This is a genomic window from Methylocystis sp. S23 (assembly GCF_054106005.1).
Genome location: NZ_CM134185.1, coordinates 1,518,161 through 1,533,317 on the forward strand (window position 1 = coordinate 1,518,161; position 15,157 = coordinate 1,533,317).

The following is a 15,157-nucleotide window of genomic DNA, read 5'->3' on the forward strand; positions in this document are numbered from 1 at the left end:
GCCGTCTCATGTCCCGCGAAGCCTTGCCGATCTTTCGGGAGCGGGCGCCCTGGTGGGGGCCCGACCTGCAGACCATTCGCAATATGCTGCGCCCGAGGCCGAGGGAGCTCGGCGGCGGCGCGCGCCTGCTTCTGCCCATGCCGGACGGCGACCGGCTGGCGGCCCGCCTCGATGGTCCGGCGGGCTCCACGACGCGGCCGCTCGTCGTCCTGATCCACGGCCTCACCGGGACGGAGGCGAGCGTCAATGTGATGCGCACGGCGCGGCGCCTGGCGCAGGAAGGATGGCCGGTTCTCCGCCTCAATCTGCGCGGCTCGGCCGTTTCCCGCCCGACCTCGAAGGGCCGTTACCATGCCGGCCGGACGGAGGATCTCGCGGAAGCGCTGCGTCGGCTGCCGGGGGCGCTTGTCGATCGCGGCGTCGCGCTGATCGGGCATTCGCTCGGCGGCAATCTCGTCTTGAAATTCATGGGCGAGCGCCGCCGGGATTCGCCCGTCCTCGGCGCCGTCGCGGTATCGGCGCCGCTCGACCTCGCGGCGGCGAGCTTCCGCATTCAGGCGCCGCGCAATATCGTCTATCACCGCTACTTGTTGTCGGCGCTGAAGCGGGAGGCGCTGGCGCCGGGGGCCGCGCTGACTTCCGCGCAGCGAGCGGCGATCGCGGCGGCGCGGGCGATCGTCGAATTCGACGACGGTTTCGTCGCCCCCTGTTTCGGCTATCGCGACGCCGCCGACTATTACGAGCGGAATTCGTCCCGCCATTTCCTGGAGGGAATAGACCGCCCGACGCTCCTTATCCACGCAATGGACGATCCCTGGATTCCGGCGGGCTGCTACGAGGCGGTCGACTGGCCGCGCCTGGCCGCCGTGGAGACGACTTTCTCCCCGCGCGGCGGGCATCTGGGTTTCCACGGCCGCGGAAGCCCGATCGGCTGGCACGACCTTGTGACGTCGGCGTGGCTGGCGCGGAATTTCGCCGCCGGCGGAGGGGCCGGCGACGGCTAGCTGGAGCGCGCCGCGAAAAAGCGGAAACCCGGCGTTTCGCAAGAGCGCCGCCTAAACGCGGCGCGATCTACTCCGCCTCTCCCGGCGCCTTCGCGCCGATCGCCAGCGCATGCACCCCTTCCGCGATCTCCCGCGCCAGCAGGGCGTTGACCAGCCGGTGGCGCTCCACCCGGCTCTTGCCCTCGAAGGCCGCGCTCACCACCTCGACGCGGAAATGGCTCTCATTGCCGTGACGCTTGTCGCCGGCATGGCCATGGCCGGCGTGATGGTGTGATTCATCGATCACTTTCAACGAGATCGGCGCGAGGCCCTCGGTCAGTTTCTTCTCGATGCTCGCCGCCACCGGTCTTTTGCCCTGATCCGCCATAGTCGCTCCTTAAGTCTCGTCGCCAGCTAAGCCCGGGGCGCCTGTCTTGCAAGATTGGGCGCAGATGAAAATTGGCGCGGTCCGCGCTTGCGGCGGGGGGCGGCGCCATCATAATGGAATGAAATGAACCTCAATTCGCCCCTCTTCGACCGCATCAGAACGCAGCGTCAGCCGCGCGAGGAGAAACGCGAGGCGGGCGTCAAATGCGATTCGCCCGGTTGCGAGGCGGAGGGCGCCTATCGCGCGCCCATGGGCCGGCTGCGCGAGGGGCAATATTTCTGCTTCTGCCTCGACCACGTCCGCGAATACAATGCGACCTACAATTATTTCAACGGGATGAACGACGCCGACGTCGCCCGCTACATGAAGGACGCGACCGTCGGCCATCGCCCGACCTGGGCCATGGGCACGCGCCGGGGCCAGACGGGCTTTCGCGAGGAGGGCGGCCCGACCGGCGATCCGCTCGGCATGTATCGCGCCCGCTATCACCGCCGCGCGGCCGAGAAGAAGCAGCCCCGCTATTCCCCGGTGACCATGCGCGCCTTCGAGGCGCTGGGGCTTGACGAAACCGCTGGACCGGAGGCCATCCGGGCGCGCTATAAGGAGCTCGTTAAGCGACACCATCCCGACGCAAATGGCGGCGATCGTTCCCGCGAGGAGAAATTGCGGGAAATCATCCATGCCTATAAGACGCTGAGGGCCGCACGGCTCGTCTGACGCTTGCATCGTCGACGCCGATTGCCCGCCCGCCAGACGGAGGACGATTTTGGTCGAAGAAGTTAAATCTGGCTCGGGCCTCGAAAGCGTCCCGGACATTCAGATCCCGGCGCGCCAGGTTTTCGGCATCGACACGGACCTCGTCGTTCCAGCCTTCTCGGAGCGCAACGAGCATGTGCCGGACATCGACCCGGACTATCTCTTCGACCGCCAGACGACGCTCGCCATTCTCGCGGGCTTCGCGAAGAACCGCCGCGTGATGGTCACGGGCTATCACGGCACCGGCAAGTCGACCCATATCGAGCAGGTTGCGGCGCGGCTCAACTGGCCCTTCGTGCGCGTCAATCTCGACAGCCACATCTCCCGCATCGACCTCGTCGGCAAGGACGCGATCGTGCTCAAGGACGGCAAGCAGGTCACGGAATTCCGCGACGGCATCCTGCCCTGGGCGGTTCAGCACAATGTCGCGCTCTGCTTCGACGAATATGACGCCGGCCGCCCGGATGTGATGTTCGTCATCCAGCGCGTGCTGGAAGTCTCCGGCCGGCTGACGCTCCTCGACCAGAACCGCGTCATCCGCCCGCACCCCGCTTTCCGCCTTTTCGCGACCGCCAATACGGTCGGCCTCGGCGACACGTCGGGCCTTTATCACGGCGTGCAGCAGATCAATCAGGCGCAGATGGACCGCTGGTCCATCGTCACGACGCTGAATTATCTGTCGCACGACGCGGAGACGAATATCGTCGTCGCCAAGGTGAAGTCCTACGGCGCCAGCAAGGAGAGCCGCGCCATCGCCGACAAGATGGTGCGCGTCGCCGACCTCACCCGCAACGCCTTCATGGCCGGCGACCTCTCGACCGTGATGAGCCCGCGCACGGTCATCACATGGGCCGAGAACGCCGACATCTTCAACGATGTCGGCTTCGCCTTCCGCCTCACCTTCCTCAATAAATGCGACGAATTGGAGCGCCCGCTGGTCGCCGAGTTCTATCAGCGCTGCTTCGGGAAAGAGCTGCCCGAGAGCGCGGTGAATGTGGTGATGACGTAAGGCGGTCGGCGTAGTAAGCTTAAGCCATGACCGACGAACCGGATAATCTCGTTCTGCAGATGCTTCGCCAATTGCGCGAAGGTATCGCTGATACGCAGTCGCAGATCCATTCTCTGCGCGCCGACGTCGCTTCCGACCTTCTGGCCATGCAGGCGAAGAACGACGCGGAGCATAAGGCGACGCGCGAGCAGATCGTCGGCCTGCGGCGCGCTGTGGTGGAGTATCATTCCGCCGTCCTCGGCCATGGCGCGCTCATCAGCGATCTTGAGGCGCGCGTGCGCCGGCTGGAGCAGAAGGTCGGCGTCTCGGACGCCTAGAGCGCGGCCCACCAAAGTGGGAACCGGTTTTTTCGCAATCCAGTAGCCTGCGTCCGTCGAATTGACGGGCTTTTTGAAGCGCGTTCGTTCTTCCGGTCATTGCGAGGAGCGTAGGCGACGAAGCAATCCAGAGCCGTGATGACGCTCTGGATTGCTTCGCTTCGCTCGCAATGACGGCGGAAGGATGTGAGCAGGAGGACTGGCGATTCGAGTGACCGAAACCACTGGAGCGCGGCTTGCGAAAAAGCGGGAACCGGCTTTCGCTTGAAGCGCGCTCTTAACCTTTAGAACCGCGTTGCCCCGCGTCAGGCGTTCCGCCTGACCGCGGCGCGATCCGGCCGAGCGCCGCTCCGGTTACGGTTTCGCCATTGCTCGTCTTTAATGTCGGGCTCAGGAGAAGCCCATGGCGATCGACATCGCCGCCGGCCGCTTCGGCAAGGCCTGGGCGACGACCGAGGGCGGGTGAGGCCGTCATCCGTATGTCATCTTCCCCCACGTCATTGGAGCACATTCAGCGAAGCGGGAGCCATGATCCCAGACCGACTCAAAGACGCCCTTCACGCCGGCGTTCCCGGCTGTCTCTGGATCATCCGCTTCGATGCGGAGGGCCGCGCCGCGGCCGGGCGGGCGGATGATTTCGACGCGCTGGGCGCGAGCCGCGAGGGCTTCGTCTGGCTGCATATGGACCTGACCGACGTGCGCGCGCGGCCCTTCATCGGCCGCATCGCCGCCTTGTCGGACAGCGCCCGCGAGGCGCTCTGCGATCCGCTCGACCATCAATATCTCGAATATTCGGAGGGGCTGGTGAGCGGCGCCCTGCTCGACCATGAGCGAACCCTCGCCGGCCCGGCCTCGCGCACCGATTTCCTGCGCTTCGCCATTGGCGAGCGCTTCGTCGTCACGGCGCGCCGCAGCCCCATGAGCTGCGTCGAGGCGGCCCGGGGCGCGATCGGGCGCGGGATAGCGGTCGAATCGCCGCTCGCGCTTTTCGAGTTGATGGCGACCCATCTCGTCGACGAGCTGAGCCGCATGGCGAATGAGGTCGGCGCCGCCTTCGACCGCGCCGAGGATCTCATCATTGACGGGCGCGGCCGCAAGGCCCGGCCGGTGCTGGGGGCCGGGCGCCGCGACGCCGTACGGTTGTCGCGCCAGGTCGGCGGCCTCGTCTCAACCCTTGCGCGGCTGGAGGACATAGACGACGACCCGCAGGACGCGCGCGACAATGAGTTGCGCGAAATGGCGGCGCGGCTCGTTCAGCACACGGAGTCGCTCGGGCGCGACATGCAGGCGCTGCAGGACCGCGCGCGGCTGCTGCAGGACGAGCTGAACGCGATCCTCAACCTCGAAACCAACGACCGGCTCTATGTGCTGACGGTGGTGACGACCCTGCTGCTGCCGGCGACCTTCGTCACCGGCTTTTTCGGCATGAATCTCAAGAACCTTCCCTTCTCCGAAAGCGAGGAGGGCGTGATCTACGCGACGATCGTCTGCGTCGTCGCGGCGGGCGTCGTGCTGCTCCTGATGCGGCGCTGGGGCCTGACGGACGCGGAGAGCGCCGAGGAGAGCAAGCCGCGCGGCTCCGCGCCGCCCGCGCCGCCGGCCGAGGGCGGCTATTAGCCGTTTCCGCCAAGCGCGCGAGGCGGCGCAGCGGCCGAAGCCATGCAGAGCCGCGGCGAATGTCTTCCGCGCTTTTCGCCGCGCCCGCTTTACACGGGGCGTCGCGGCGAATAATTTCCGCGCGACTTCCGGGAGCGCCGCTCCCTTGCATATCCGAAAGACGAAACCTCATGCGCGCCGAGCCGCTTGCGCTCAAGGAACAGATCGAGCAGTCCGTGGGATTGCTGAGGAGGCATCTTTGACGTCGAGACCGCGACCCGCCGTCTCGCCGAACTGAACGTCAAGGCCGAAGACCCCAGTTTCTGGAACGATCCCGAAGAAGCGCAGAAGCTCATGCGCGAACGCACCCAGCTCGAAGAGCAGATGGGGGCGGTCGGCAAGCTCGCGCGCGATCTCGAAGATGCGGTGACGCTCGTCGAACTCGGCGAGGAAGCCGGCGATCCGGACACGGAGAAGGAAGGCGTCGAGGCCCTCAAGGCCTTGCTCAAGGAAGCGCAGACCCGCCAGATCGAGGCGCTTTTCTCGGGCGAAGCCGACGCCAACGACACCTTCATCGAAATCCACTCGGGCGCCGGCGGCACGGAAAGCCAGGACTGGGCGCGCATGCTCTTTCGCATGTACGCCCGCTGGGCCGAGCGCAAGAAGTTCAAGGTCGAGGTGATCGAGGAGACCGCCGGCGAGGAGGCCGGCATCAAGTCCGGCACGCTGCTGGTCAAGGGCCACAACGCCCATGGCTGGGCCAAGACCGAGTCCGGCGTGCACCGCCTCGTGCGCATCTCGCCCTTCGACTCGAACGCCCGCCGCCATACGAGCTTCGCATCCGTCTGGGTCTATCCCGTCGTGGACGACCGCATCGAGGTGAATATCAACGAGTCGGACTGCCGTATCGACACGTATAGATCATCCGGCGCGGGCGGACAGCACGTCAATACGACGGATTCAGCCATCCGCATCACCCATATGCCGACCGGCATCGTCGTCGCCTGCCAGGCCGAGCGCTCCCAGCACAAGAACCGCGCGACCGCCTGGAACATGCTGCGCGCCCGCCTCTACGAGCTGGAGCTCGAAAAACGCGAGGCCGAGGCCAACAAGGCGGCCGCGAGCAAGACCGACATTGGCTGGGGCCACCAGATCCGCTCCTACGTCCTGCAGCCCTATCAGCTCGTGAAGGATTTGCGCACCGGCGTCGCCTCCGGCACGCCGCAGGAGGTGCTCGACGGCGATCTCGACGACTTCATGCAGGCTTCGCTGGCCCAGCGCATCTATGGCGGCGGGCCCGAGAAGGTGGAGGACGTGGAGTAGGGGCCTAAGCGTATGCCTTGCGAAAGAAGCCCCTCATGCCGAGGAGCCCGCAAAGCGGGCGTCTCGAAGCGCGAGGGGCGTCAACCCGATCTCTCATCCCGCCGTTCAAGACAATCGAAATCAATAACGCCTACGATTCGCGCTCGCTTTCACGGGCGTATCCTTGCGCCCCTCTTTCTCACAGTGGCGCATGTCTCACGAGCAGCTTTCCCTCCCCCGCTGGCCCGCCGCCTCGGCCGCGCTCGAAACCTCCGACGCGAGGCTGCTTTCCGCACTGCTCCTCGCCGTCATTCTGCCGCTCGCGATCTTCGCCGCGCGCCTCGAGCCCGCGCCGGCCGTCGCGCTTCTCGGCGCTTCGGGGCTTCTGGCCTTTCTCTTCTCGACGGGCTTCGCGCCAGGCGCGCTGCTTTCCGCCAAGGTCGACTGGCGGCTCTATGGCGGCTGCCTTTTCGGGGCGCTGGCGCTCTGCCTTGCGAGCGGCGAGGCGCATTTCTTCTTCAGCCCCTATGACTGGCTCATCCGCGACGCCGTGCTCGCCGACGTCACGCTGAATAAATATCCGGTCTTCTATCATTATCAGGGCGACGATTTCGTCCTGCGCGCGCCGCTCGGCATGTATATGGCGCCGGCGCTCATCGGCTGGAGCCAGGGGCTTCGCGCGGCCCATTACGCGCTGCTCGCGCAGAACGCCTTTCTGCTCGGGACGATCCTCTATTTTTCGGCGCGGCTCGCGGGCGGCCCGGCGCTCCGCTTCCTCGCGCTGCTGATGCTGTTCAGCCCCGTCGACATCGTCCCGCGCCTCGTCCAGAACTATATGGAATCCCTCCAGAGCGGCGAGTTCCTTCTCCAGCCGCATCTGATGTTTTGGAACAGGCTGGTTTTCTTCTGGGGCCAGATCCCCTCCTTCTTCTGGGCTCCCAATCACGCGCTGGCGGCCTGGATTTTCGCCATCCTGCTCCTCCTCGAAATCCGGCGCGAGATCGACATCGCTTATCTCGGCCTCGCCTTCCTCGTCCTGCTCTTCTGGTCGCCGCTCGCCATGATCGGCGCGGCGCCTTTCCTCGCCTGGCGCCTTGCGCGCCATCTCTCACGGGATTTGGCCAAGAGGCGCAACGCGCTCGCTTTGGCGGCGGCGTTGCTGCTGATCCCGCTCGCTTTTTTCCTCAGTCTCGACGCCGGCCGCGTCACCCGCGAATGGCTGTTCCTGAGGGAGGATTTCTGGTTCTGGTACGGTCTGCTGCTCGTCTTCGGCCTGCCGCAGGCGTGGATTTTGATCGCCCGCTGGCCGGAGGTCGCCGAATGGCGGCGCGGCGCCGTCGGTCTCGCCATCGCGCTGCTGATCGCCATGCCCTTCTACCGGATCGGCGTGACCGTCTACGATAACGACATGACCATGCGCTGCGCGCTGACGCCCTGGTTCGTGCTCGCCTTCGGCTTTTGCGGCATGATCCAGTCGCGCCTGGATCGCGGGGCGGCGCTGGGAGTCGCGACGGTGGGGGTCGTCCTCCTCTCGGCCTTCACCGGCTTTTTCGAGATCCGGCGCGGCTTGAGCGACGCGACCTACGCCATCAATGATTGCAACCTGCTGACCGTCTCCGACAAGGCCATGCCGGGCTTTTCCATCGCCAATTATCTCGCCCGCATGGAGACGGCGCCGGCCTGGCTCGTGAAGGATTCCGGCGTCCGGCTGAGGATCGAGAATAGGGTCTGCTGGCCGGGCTATGCGCTGACGGCCGGGCAATGATTTTCAGACGGACCAGTTCTCGATCGCGAGCCCCGGCAGGTCCGCGAAGTCCTGCGGCGCCAGGGTGACGAGGGTTCGCCCCTCGGCGATGGCCTGGGCGGCGACCATGCGGTCCAGCATGCGGCGGCGCTTGGGCTCGATTCTGCGCAGCATCTCGCCGAAGGTTTCGGCCGCCTTGCGATCGAAGGGCAATATGTCGACATTCTGGGCGAGAAGCGCGACATTCTCCATGAGCCGGGCGCTCTTGCCGCCCGCCATGCCGTTCAGCAACTCGCTATAGACGAGGGCCGACATGGCCACCTCGCCGATCGACAGGCGCGAGAGCTTGGCGAGGGTCGCCATCTCGCCGCTCGCGGCGGCGAAGACGACCGTGGCGTCGAGGAGATAGCGGGGCATTAATCGGCCCCTTCCCGGTCCCGCTCCGCCCAGTCGCGCTTCGGCGGCTTGAATTCCGGGCGCTCCACGAGCGGCGGCGCGGGCGCCAAGGCGAGGCGCGAGACGAGCGTCTTCATGTCGAGCCGGGCCGGGGCGACGATAAGGCTCTCGCCCTGCCGGGTCACGACGACCTCCGTCCCCTCCGGAAAGGCGATGTCCCGGGGCAGGCGCACCGCGAGGCTGTTGCCGGATTTGAAGACCTTTGTCGTCGCCATGGCCGCAGGGTTTCACTTGCGGCCGCGCTTGTCAACACCAGTATCTACAATTCTTTCAAGCCAATCGCTAAGGCGGCGCGCCGGTCAATGGCCGCCAATTTGGACGTTCGCGTCGGCCTGTGGCGATGGCGGCGCCCGATCGCCAGCCTATTGGATGATGCCGCCCAGCGCGGAGGCCGCTTTCAGGAAGCGCGACGGGTCCACCGCCTCGCCGTCCATGCGCACCTCATAGTGCAGATGCGGGCCGGTCGAGCGGCCGGTCGAGCCGACGCGGCCGACGACGGCGCCGGGGGCCACTTGCTGGCCCGGGACGACATGGATCGCCGAGAGATGGCCGTAGCGGGTGGAGAGGCCGCCGCCATGGTCGATCTCGACCAGATTGCCGTAGCCGCCCTGAGGGCCGGCGACGCTGACGGTCCCGGCGGCGGTGGCCTTGACCGACGCGCCGTATTCCTCGCGCAAATCGACGCCGCTATGCAGGGCCGGACGGCCGAAGAAGGGGTCGGTCCGATAGCCGAAGCTCGAGGTCGTCTGCAGTTCGCCCGCCAGCGGCTTGCGCAGCGGCGTCATGGGCAGGGCGCGCCGCAGACCGTCCAGAGTCGCGACCGCGGTTTGCGCGGCGGCGAGGTCGCGCTCGAAAAGATTGTCCGTCCCCTTGGGCGGCGCGGCGACGAAGGGGCCGCCGACCGCGGATCCGGAATCCTTGTGCGTTTTTTTCGGGATGAAGCGATCGACCGGGAGGCCGGCGATGTCGAAGGCGTTGCGCAGCCGCGTCGCCGCCTCGATGGCCGGCCGGACGATGCCGGAAAGCCGCCGGGCCTGGTCGCGTTCGACGCGATCGAGCGACATTGCGAGGCTTTCGAGCCGCGCCGGCATGGGCGCGCCGGGATCGGCGGCGTGCGCAAGGGCGGCGCTCGGCTCGCCGCGCGGCGCCATGGACGTGTCGATCGGCACGAGGCCCTCGCGCCTGGGCGCGGCGTTGGGGGGCGCGAGCGGCAGCGGCTTCGATTCGCCGCCGAGGCGGAGATCGAGTCCTTCGGGCTCCGGCTTGCCCGTATAGCTCAGCGGCGCCTCCTCGAGGGCGCCCTTCGGCGCCTTGGGCAGGACGCCCGCGGCGGCGGGGGCCTTCGCGAAGGGCAGGCCGGCCTTCAGGGCGTCCAGGGCCGAATTCCGCGGCTCGGCGCGGGTCGCGGGCGTGATCATCGTGACCCCCGCATCGCGGGAGATCGTGCGCTCGACGAGCTGGGCGACGACCGCGGCGCGGGTCTCGAGCTGGGCCTGGCGCATCACCAGGCTCTGCACCTTCCCCTCGACGCCGTCCTGGTCGATGAACTGCCGGCTCGCGAGCTGGTCGAGCCGCAGGCGCAGGGCCGCGATCCTGTCCTCATAGGCGTATTGCATCTGGGTCTGGCGATCGAGCAGGCCGGCGAGGAGCTCGTCGCGGAACGCGAGATAGCCGGCCGCGCCGACAATGGCGACGCCGACAAGGCCGAGAACCGCGCCGCCGGCGGCGAGCGCCCCGGGCGAGAGGCGGAATTTGCGGCTGCGATGGCCGCGCGACACCTGGACGATATAATCGCCGGACGCATCAACGAAACGATAGGACTGTTCACGATGGCGCATTGTCGATCCCGGCGGGACGTCCCGCCTTTTTGAACCTCGCCGGAATGCGCCGCCCCTGCGCGGTTTTCCGGTTTCGATGGCCGATCAGAACCCATTAAGGTTAACGCTTCCCAAAACGCCTGTTTCGGCGGCGCCTCCGATCGCGGCGCGGCCGCCATCGCCGCGTGGACAGGCTTCGCCCGCACGCTTATGGTTACGCAAATGCTTCGTCTGCTCACGCGATTTCTCGGCCTGCTGCTGCTCGCGATCGGCTTCATGGCCCTGATCGTCGACGGCACGCGCTCGATCGCCGGCGGCGGGCTCGCCGTGACCACGCTGCGCAAGGGCGCGGCGGAGACCTTCCCCGCCTTTTATCGCGCCATGCAGACGAACCTCGAGGCGAAGTCGGCCTTTCTATGGGACCCGGGGCTGACGACGCTGATGCTGCTGCCGGTGAGCGTCGCCCTCGGAGGCCTCGGCGCGCTGATGATCATTCTCAGCCACAAGCGGGAAGCGACAAATCGCTATTGGCGCCGCTGAGCCGCGCCTTATCTTCAGCTCATGTCCATCCTCGACAAAATCGACCTCGCCCGCCGCCTCGGCCCCATTCCCGACCGGGAGGCGCCGGTCCCCCACGGCGCGCGCCATTTCGTCAACGGCCATCCGCTCGATCCGCCTTACCCGCTCGGGACCGAGGAGGTCTTCTTCGGCATGGGCTGCTTCTGGGGCGCCGAGCGGAAATTCTGGCAGGCGGGGGAAGGGGTCTACGTCACCGCCGTCGGCTATGCGGGCGGGACGACGAAGAACGCGACTTACGAGGATGTCTGCACGGGGCGGACCGGCCATGCCGAGGTCGTCCGCGTGGTCTATTATCCCGCCGTCCTTTCCTTCGAGAACCTGCTGCGCATCTTCTGGGAGAATCACGATCCGACGCAGGGGATGCGGCAGGGCAATGATGTCGGCACGCAATATCGATCAGCGATCTATGCGACGACGCCCGAGCAGCTTGCCGCGGCGGAGGCGTCGCGCGCCGCGTATCAACAAGTATTGACGAAAGCGGGCCATGGGCCGATCACGACCGAAATCCAGCCCGCGCCGCCCGTCTATTACGCCGAAGCCTACCACCAGCAATATCTGGCGAAGAACCCGGGCGGCTATTGCGGATTAGGAGGCACGGGCGTGTCATGCCCGGTGGGGATGGGGGTCGCGTAAGCCTGCATCTTACAAGCGCTCACATACACATATACAAAGGTATGTAAGCATCTGCGAAACGCAAGCTGGCGAACTCCGTCTAGGTCCTGTGGACTCTAAGGGATTCCCATTTGGTCGCAAATCAGATTCAAGACTTCTTTTGGGGAGGCGGCCTTGGGTGTGATGGATCGATTGGTTTTGACGGACACGGCGTGGGAGCGGATGGCTCCGCTGATCATTGGCCGGCCTGACCAGAAGGGCTCGACCGGCCGCGACAACCGGATGTTTGTGGAGGGCGTGCTGTGGATCGTGCGCACGGGTTCCCCCTGGCGCGATCTTCCGGAAGCGTTTGGGGAGTGGAACAGTGTGTTTCGGCGCTTCAGTCGATGGAGCGCCAAGGGGTCTGGCATCGGGTTTTCGAGGCGATGTCTGACGATTCTGACTTCGAATATCTGATCGTCGACTCCACGATCGTCCGGGCGCATCAGCACGCTGCCGGGGCGAAAAAGGGGGCCTGAAGATCAGGCGATCGGGCGTTCGCGCGGCGGCCTGAGCACCAAGATACATCTGGCCGTTCGCGGCTTGGGATGTCCTGACGGTTCACGCTGACCGCCGGTCAGAAGGGCGACGCCCCGCAAGCCGTGGCGTTGATCGAGGGACTGCCCGCAGAGGTCGTCATGGCCGATACCGCCTATGACGCCAATTATTTGCGCCAAGCCATCGCCGCGAAGGGCGCGCTTGCCGTCATCCCAAACAACCCGTCACGTGCGCTCAAATATCCGCTCGACAAGCATCTTTATACTCAGCGCCATCTCGTCGAATGCTGCTTCTCAAAACTCAAGCAGTTCCGCCGCGTTGCAACCCGCTTCGAAAAAACCGCCCGAAACTATCGAGCGGTCGTAACCCTCGCCGCAATCGTCCTATGGCTCAGATAACTGTCCACACAGCCTAGGGGGTCTGCTGTGATCCGCCATCAGACTTCGAGATCCATCGCGCATTGAAAAGCGTTCTTCACGCATGCCTCGCAGGCGTCAAGAAGTTGCGCGACACAGTCACATTTATCCCAAGGGGAAGATCACGCCTTGAATTTTTCCACTCTTCACGAAGATCGTCCATTCCGACCGGCCGCGTTCGTGCTCCACACTATAAACGTCGCCCATGGCGTCAACCCGCCGGAACGCGACGGATCGAATGGCCCCCAATGCAGTCAGTTTAGCGTGCAACTCGGGAAGCTTGTCTCGTGTCCTTTTCGCGATTTCTGGCGACATCAGTTCGTAGTTCGGATGTTCCGCGATCGCTTCCGCGACAAGCCGTCGAACCGCCTTTTCGCTCCCCGCGAGTGGCGATGTGCGTATCTTCAACAACGGAGCGTCAAGCCAATAGTCGAACGCGGAGCTGACAGTTTGTTCCGCCGATGAGACAGCGCCGCCGCCGTTGACCGCAAGAGACTTTCGGCTCGCCAAAGCCAACTTCATCGCGGTGTCCAAGGCGGCGTCGGGGGCTGCCTGGACATCAGGTTGAACGCCAACGCCGGCCCAATTACTTTTCGTTACAGGATTTTCTGCCCGCGCCGATGATACGTTGATGAACAAATTCGAGCCGATAGGCGTCAATCCGCCTGGGTTCCCAACCGCTCCCCCTTTTGTTCTCACGCCGACAATTGCAACACGCTTGAGAGTTTTTAGGTTATAAGCGAATGCTTCGCCGGCCGAAAAAGTCTCGGGACCGACAAGGACGTAAACTGGCTTATCGAGGTAATGGGTGGGCGTCGAACTGCTCCAGAACTCTTCGGTTCGATAATCCGACGTGCCTCGGATGCGAACGACCAAGCTGTGGACATGTATCGATCGCGCCGGATCGAGAAAGAAGCTGCTCAGATAAGCGACGGAGGCGGGGTGCCCGCCCCTGTTGCCTCGGATATCGAGGATCAGCGCGTCCGTGCTCGCGACAAGGCGCATGGCGTTGTCCGCCGCATCCCTGAATATCTCCGGCGGCACAAACCTTGAGAAGCGAATGTAACCGATATTTCCCCTCAGACGGTCGACGCGCTCGAAACCGGCGTTGTTCGCCGGCGGCGGCGCGGCCTGGGCTGGGGACGGAAAACCGTTAAAAACGCGAATATGGTCATCGCCCGTTAACGACTGAAGGTCGGCGGTGATCCGCTGGGCAAACTGACCAGCGTCAGCGACGCCATCATAGGCCTTCGCCGCCAGCGTTTTCTCGATGGCTTCAGCCGCTTGGCTTCCCTTTTCGGGGAAAACGTAGGCTCCGCGAAGTTCGGCGGCAATCTTCTCGACAGCTTGGTTAATCGCGACTTTGTCAAAAGATGGGGCCTGCGTTACGATGCGGGGCGCCTCTTCGGGATGAGCAGGCCGCGAGAAGGCCATCGCGGTCGCGAATATCATACAGGCTTTGAGGAAATATGGTGGATTCGATCGCATTGGACTCTCCATAAAATCGGCCGAATGTCATTATCATATAAATCTACTCAGATTTAAGGATTATAACAAGCGCAATTACTCGCGGTCGAGCGATAGGGAGCGTAAAAAAGGGAACGACCGACCGTCCAAGGTCCCGCGAAAACAGCCTGATCAGACGTCACAACTAGCGCCCATCCCACAAAAAAGGTCGCTACTGCGCCCTCAGCACCTCCTTGCAGGCCGAAGGCAGCGCCGCCATGGTCATGGGCGGCCAGGATTTGCCCGATTTCTTCGGGTGCAGCGCCTCCTCGGTGAACCACCAGGCGAGCGACTGGTCGCAGCCGTCGCCGGCCGGCGTCGGGTCCTGATCCCGGCAGCTCGAGCCGTCGGGGCAGAAGAGGCGAATGTGGAAGTGGTAATTGTGCCCCCACATGGGGCGCACCTTGCGCATCCAGGACTGGCCTTCCGCCTCGCGGCACAAAGCGCGCTTGATGGCGGCGTTGACGAAGATGCGCTGCACCTTCGGGTCCTGTGCTGCGGCGCGGATCACCGCGAGATGGCTTTCCGTCCAGACGTCGGATTTCACGTCGAGCAAATCTTCCCGCACGACGTCGGTCGCCGAAATCTCCTCGCGCTCGGCGCGGGTCAACTCGCGGTTTGGCATGGGCGTCAGCCATATGTCCGCGTCGAGGCCGATCTGATGCGAGGCGTGGCCGGTGAGCATCGGCCCGCCGCGCGGCTGCGACATGTCGCCGATCAGCAGGCCTGGCCAGCCGGAGGCCGCCGCCGCTTTCGCCGAGAAGCTCTCCAGGAATTTCACAAGCGCCGGATGGCCCCAATTGCGGTTGCGGGACGGGCGCATGACCTGCCAGCGCGGGCCGTTGTAAGGCAGTTGCTCGCCGCCGGCGAGGCAGCCCTTGGAATAGAAGCCGATCGGATCGGGTTCGAGCGGCGCCCCTTCCCGCGCCCGGCCGAAAAGCTCTTTCGCCGGCGTCGACGGGTCGGAAGGGTGGGCGAGCGGCGGCAAGGGCTTCGGGTCGAGCGTTCCCTTGTCCTGGGCGCCCGCCTCTCCCGCGAGAGAGAGCGCCAGAATCGCCGCTGCAAGTCTCGATGCGCGCATATTCGTCACCTGTCGGACATTTGTGGCCTTTACGCCTCCGCAAGGCTTCTTAGTTAAT

15 protein-coding genes and 1 pseudogene are annotated in these 15,157 nt (G+C 65.2%); 10 read left to right on the forward strand and 6 right to left on the reverse strand.

Annotation, left to right across the window (positions count from 1 at the left end):
- Positions 1-8 precede the first annotated feature (8 nt).
- Positions 9-1,004: a YheT family hydrolase gene (locus tag ACV7JP_RS07540; RefSeq protein WP_457798612.1), complete on the forward strand. Its 996-nt coding sequence runs from the start codon at positions 9-11 to the stop codon at positions 1,002-1,004.
- Positions 1,005-1,071: 67 nt separating this feature from the next.
- On the opposite strand, the gene ACV7JP_RS07545 is transcribed toward ACV7JP_RS07540, so the two are convergent.
- Positions 1,072-1,371 carry a BolA family protein gene (locus ACV7JP_RS07545; RefSeq protein ID WP_457798613.1) on the reverse strand — a complete coding sequence of 100 codons (300 nt, stop codon included), beginning with the start codon at positions 1,369-1,371 and terminating at the stop codon, positions 1,072-1,074.
- 123 nt (positions 1,372-1,494) lie between these two features.
- Between ACV7JP_RS07545 and ACV7JP_RS07550 the strand changes: the two genes are divergently transcribed.
- From ACV7JP_RS07550 to ACV7JP_RS07575, 6 genes are all read left to right on the forward strand, one after another.
- Entirely contained in the window at positions 1,495-2,088 is a 594-nt protein-coding gene (locus ACV7JP_RS07550; RefSeq protein WP_457798614.1) for a J domain-containing protein, read from the forward strand.
- Positions 2,089-2,137: 49 nt separating this feature from the next.
- On the forward strand, positions 2,138-3,136 hold the full coding sequence (gene cobS, locus ACV7JP_RS07555) for a cobaltochelatase subunit CobS (protein WP_457798615.1): 999 nt from the start codon (positions 2,138-2,140) through the stop codon (positions 3,134-3,136).
- 26 nt (positions 3,137-3,162) lie between these two features.
- Entirely contained in the window at positions 3,163-3,453 is a 291-nt protein-coding gene (locus ACV7JP_RS07560) for a hypothetical protein (protein ID WP_457798616.1), read from the forward strand.
- 528 nt (positions 3,454-3,981) lie between these two features.
- Complete coding sequence (locus tag ACV7JP_RS07565) at positions 3,982-5,070, forward strand: CorA family divalent cation transporter (protein ID WP_457798617.1); 1,089 nt, start codon at positions 3,982-3,984, stop codon at positions 5,068-5,070.
- Positions 5,071-5,240: 170 nt separating this feature from the next.
- Positions 5,241-6,372 (forward strand): peptide chain release factor 2 gene (gene prfB, locus ACV7JP_RS07570; RefSeq protein WP_457798618.1). Its coding sequence is split into 2 segments (ribosomal slippage): positions 5,241-5,309 and positions 5,311-6,372, totalling 1,131 coding nucleotides; the frame shifts between segments, so codons are not numbered across the junction.
- 190 nt (positions 6,373-6,562) lie between these two features.
- Positions 6,563-8,116, forward strand: coding sequence for a hypothetical protein (locus ACV7JP_RS07575; RefSeq protein WP_457798619.1), 1,554 nt, complete (start codon positions 6,563-6,565; stop codon positions 8,114-8,116).
- A 3-nt stretch (positions 8,117-8,119) separates the two neighbouring features.
- Here the strand turns inward: ACV7JP_RS07575 and ACV7JP_RS07580 are convergent, their stop codons facing one another.
- From ACV7JP_RS07580 to ACV7JP_RS07590, 3 genes are all read right to left on the reverse strand, one after another.
- A complete protein-coding gene (locus ACV7JP_RS07580) occupies positions 8,120-8,512 on the reverse strand; it encodes a PIN domain-containing protein (RefSeq protein WP_457798620.1) in 393 nt (130 codons plus the stop codon).
- Complete coding sequence (locus tag ACV7JP_RS07585) at positions 8,512-8,766, reverse strand: antitoxin (protein ID WP_457798621.1); 255 nt, start codon at positions 8,764-8,766, stop codon at positions 8,512-8,514. Before ACV7JP_RS07585 ends, ACV7JP_RS07580 begins: the two co-directional genes overlap by 1 nt.
- Before the next feature lie 147 nt (positions 8,767-8,913).
- Positions 8,914-10,389, reverse strand: coding sequence for a peptidoglycan DD-metalloendopeptidase family protein (locus ACV7JP_RS07590; RefSeq protein WP_457798622.1), 1,476 nt, complete (start codon positions 10,387-10,389; stop codon positions 8,914-8,916).
- A 201-nt stretch (positions 10,390-10,590) separates the two neighbouring features.
- Between ACV7JP_RS07590 and ACV7JP_RS07595 the strand changes: the two genes are divergently transcribed.
- The 3 genes and pseudogenes from ACV7JP_RS07595 to ACV7JP_RS07605 all read left to right on the forward strand — a co-directional run bounded on the left by ACV7JP_RS07595 (position 10,591) and on the right by ACV7JP_RS07605 (position 12,494).
- The gene (locus ACV7JP_RS07595) at positions 10,591-10,908 is read left to right on the forward strand and encodes a hypothetical protein (protein WP_457798623.1); all 318 of its coding nucleotides are present in this window, start codon (positions 10,591-10,593) and stop codon (positions 10,906-10,908) included.
- Between the two features lie 21 nt (positions 10,909-10,929).
- On the forward strand, positions 10,930-11,580 hold the full coding sequence (gene msrA, locus ACV7JP_RS07600; protein WP_457798624.1) for a peptide-methionine (S)-S-oxide reductase MsrA: 651 nt from the start codon (positions 10,930-10,932) through the stop codon (positions 11,578-11,580).
- A 153-nt stretch (positions 11,581-11,733) separates the two neighbouring features.
- Positions 11,734-12,494, forward strand: a pseudogene (locus tag ACV7JP_RS07605) (IS5 family transposase).
- 123 nt (positions 12,495-12,617) lie between these two features.
- On the opposite strand, the gene ACV7JP_RS07610 reads toward ACV7JP_RS07605, so the two are convergent.
- Positions 12,618-13,964, reverse strand: coding sequence for a S41 family peptidase (locus tag ACV7JP_RS07610; protein WP_457798625.1), 1,347 nt, complete (start codon positions 13,962-13,964; stop codon positions 12,618-12,620).
- A 226-nt stretch (positions 13,965-14,190) separates the two neighbouring features.
- On the reverse strand, positions 14,191-15,099 hold the full coding sequence (mepA, locus tag ACV7JP_RS07615) for a penicillin-insensitive murein endopeptidase (RefSeq protein ID WP_457798626.1): 909 nt from the start codon (positions 15,097-15,099) through the stop codon (positions 14,191-14,193).
- Positions 15,100-15,157 lie beyond the last annotated feature (58 nt).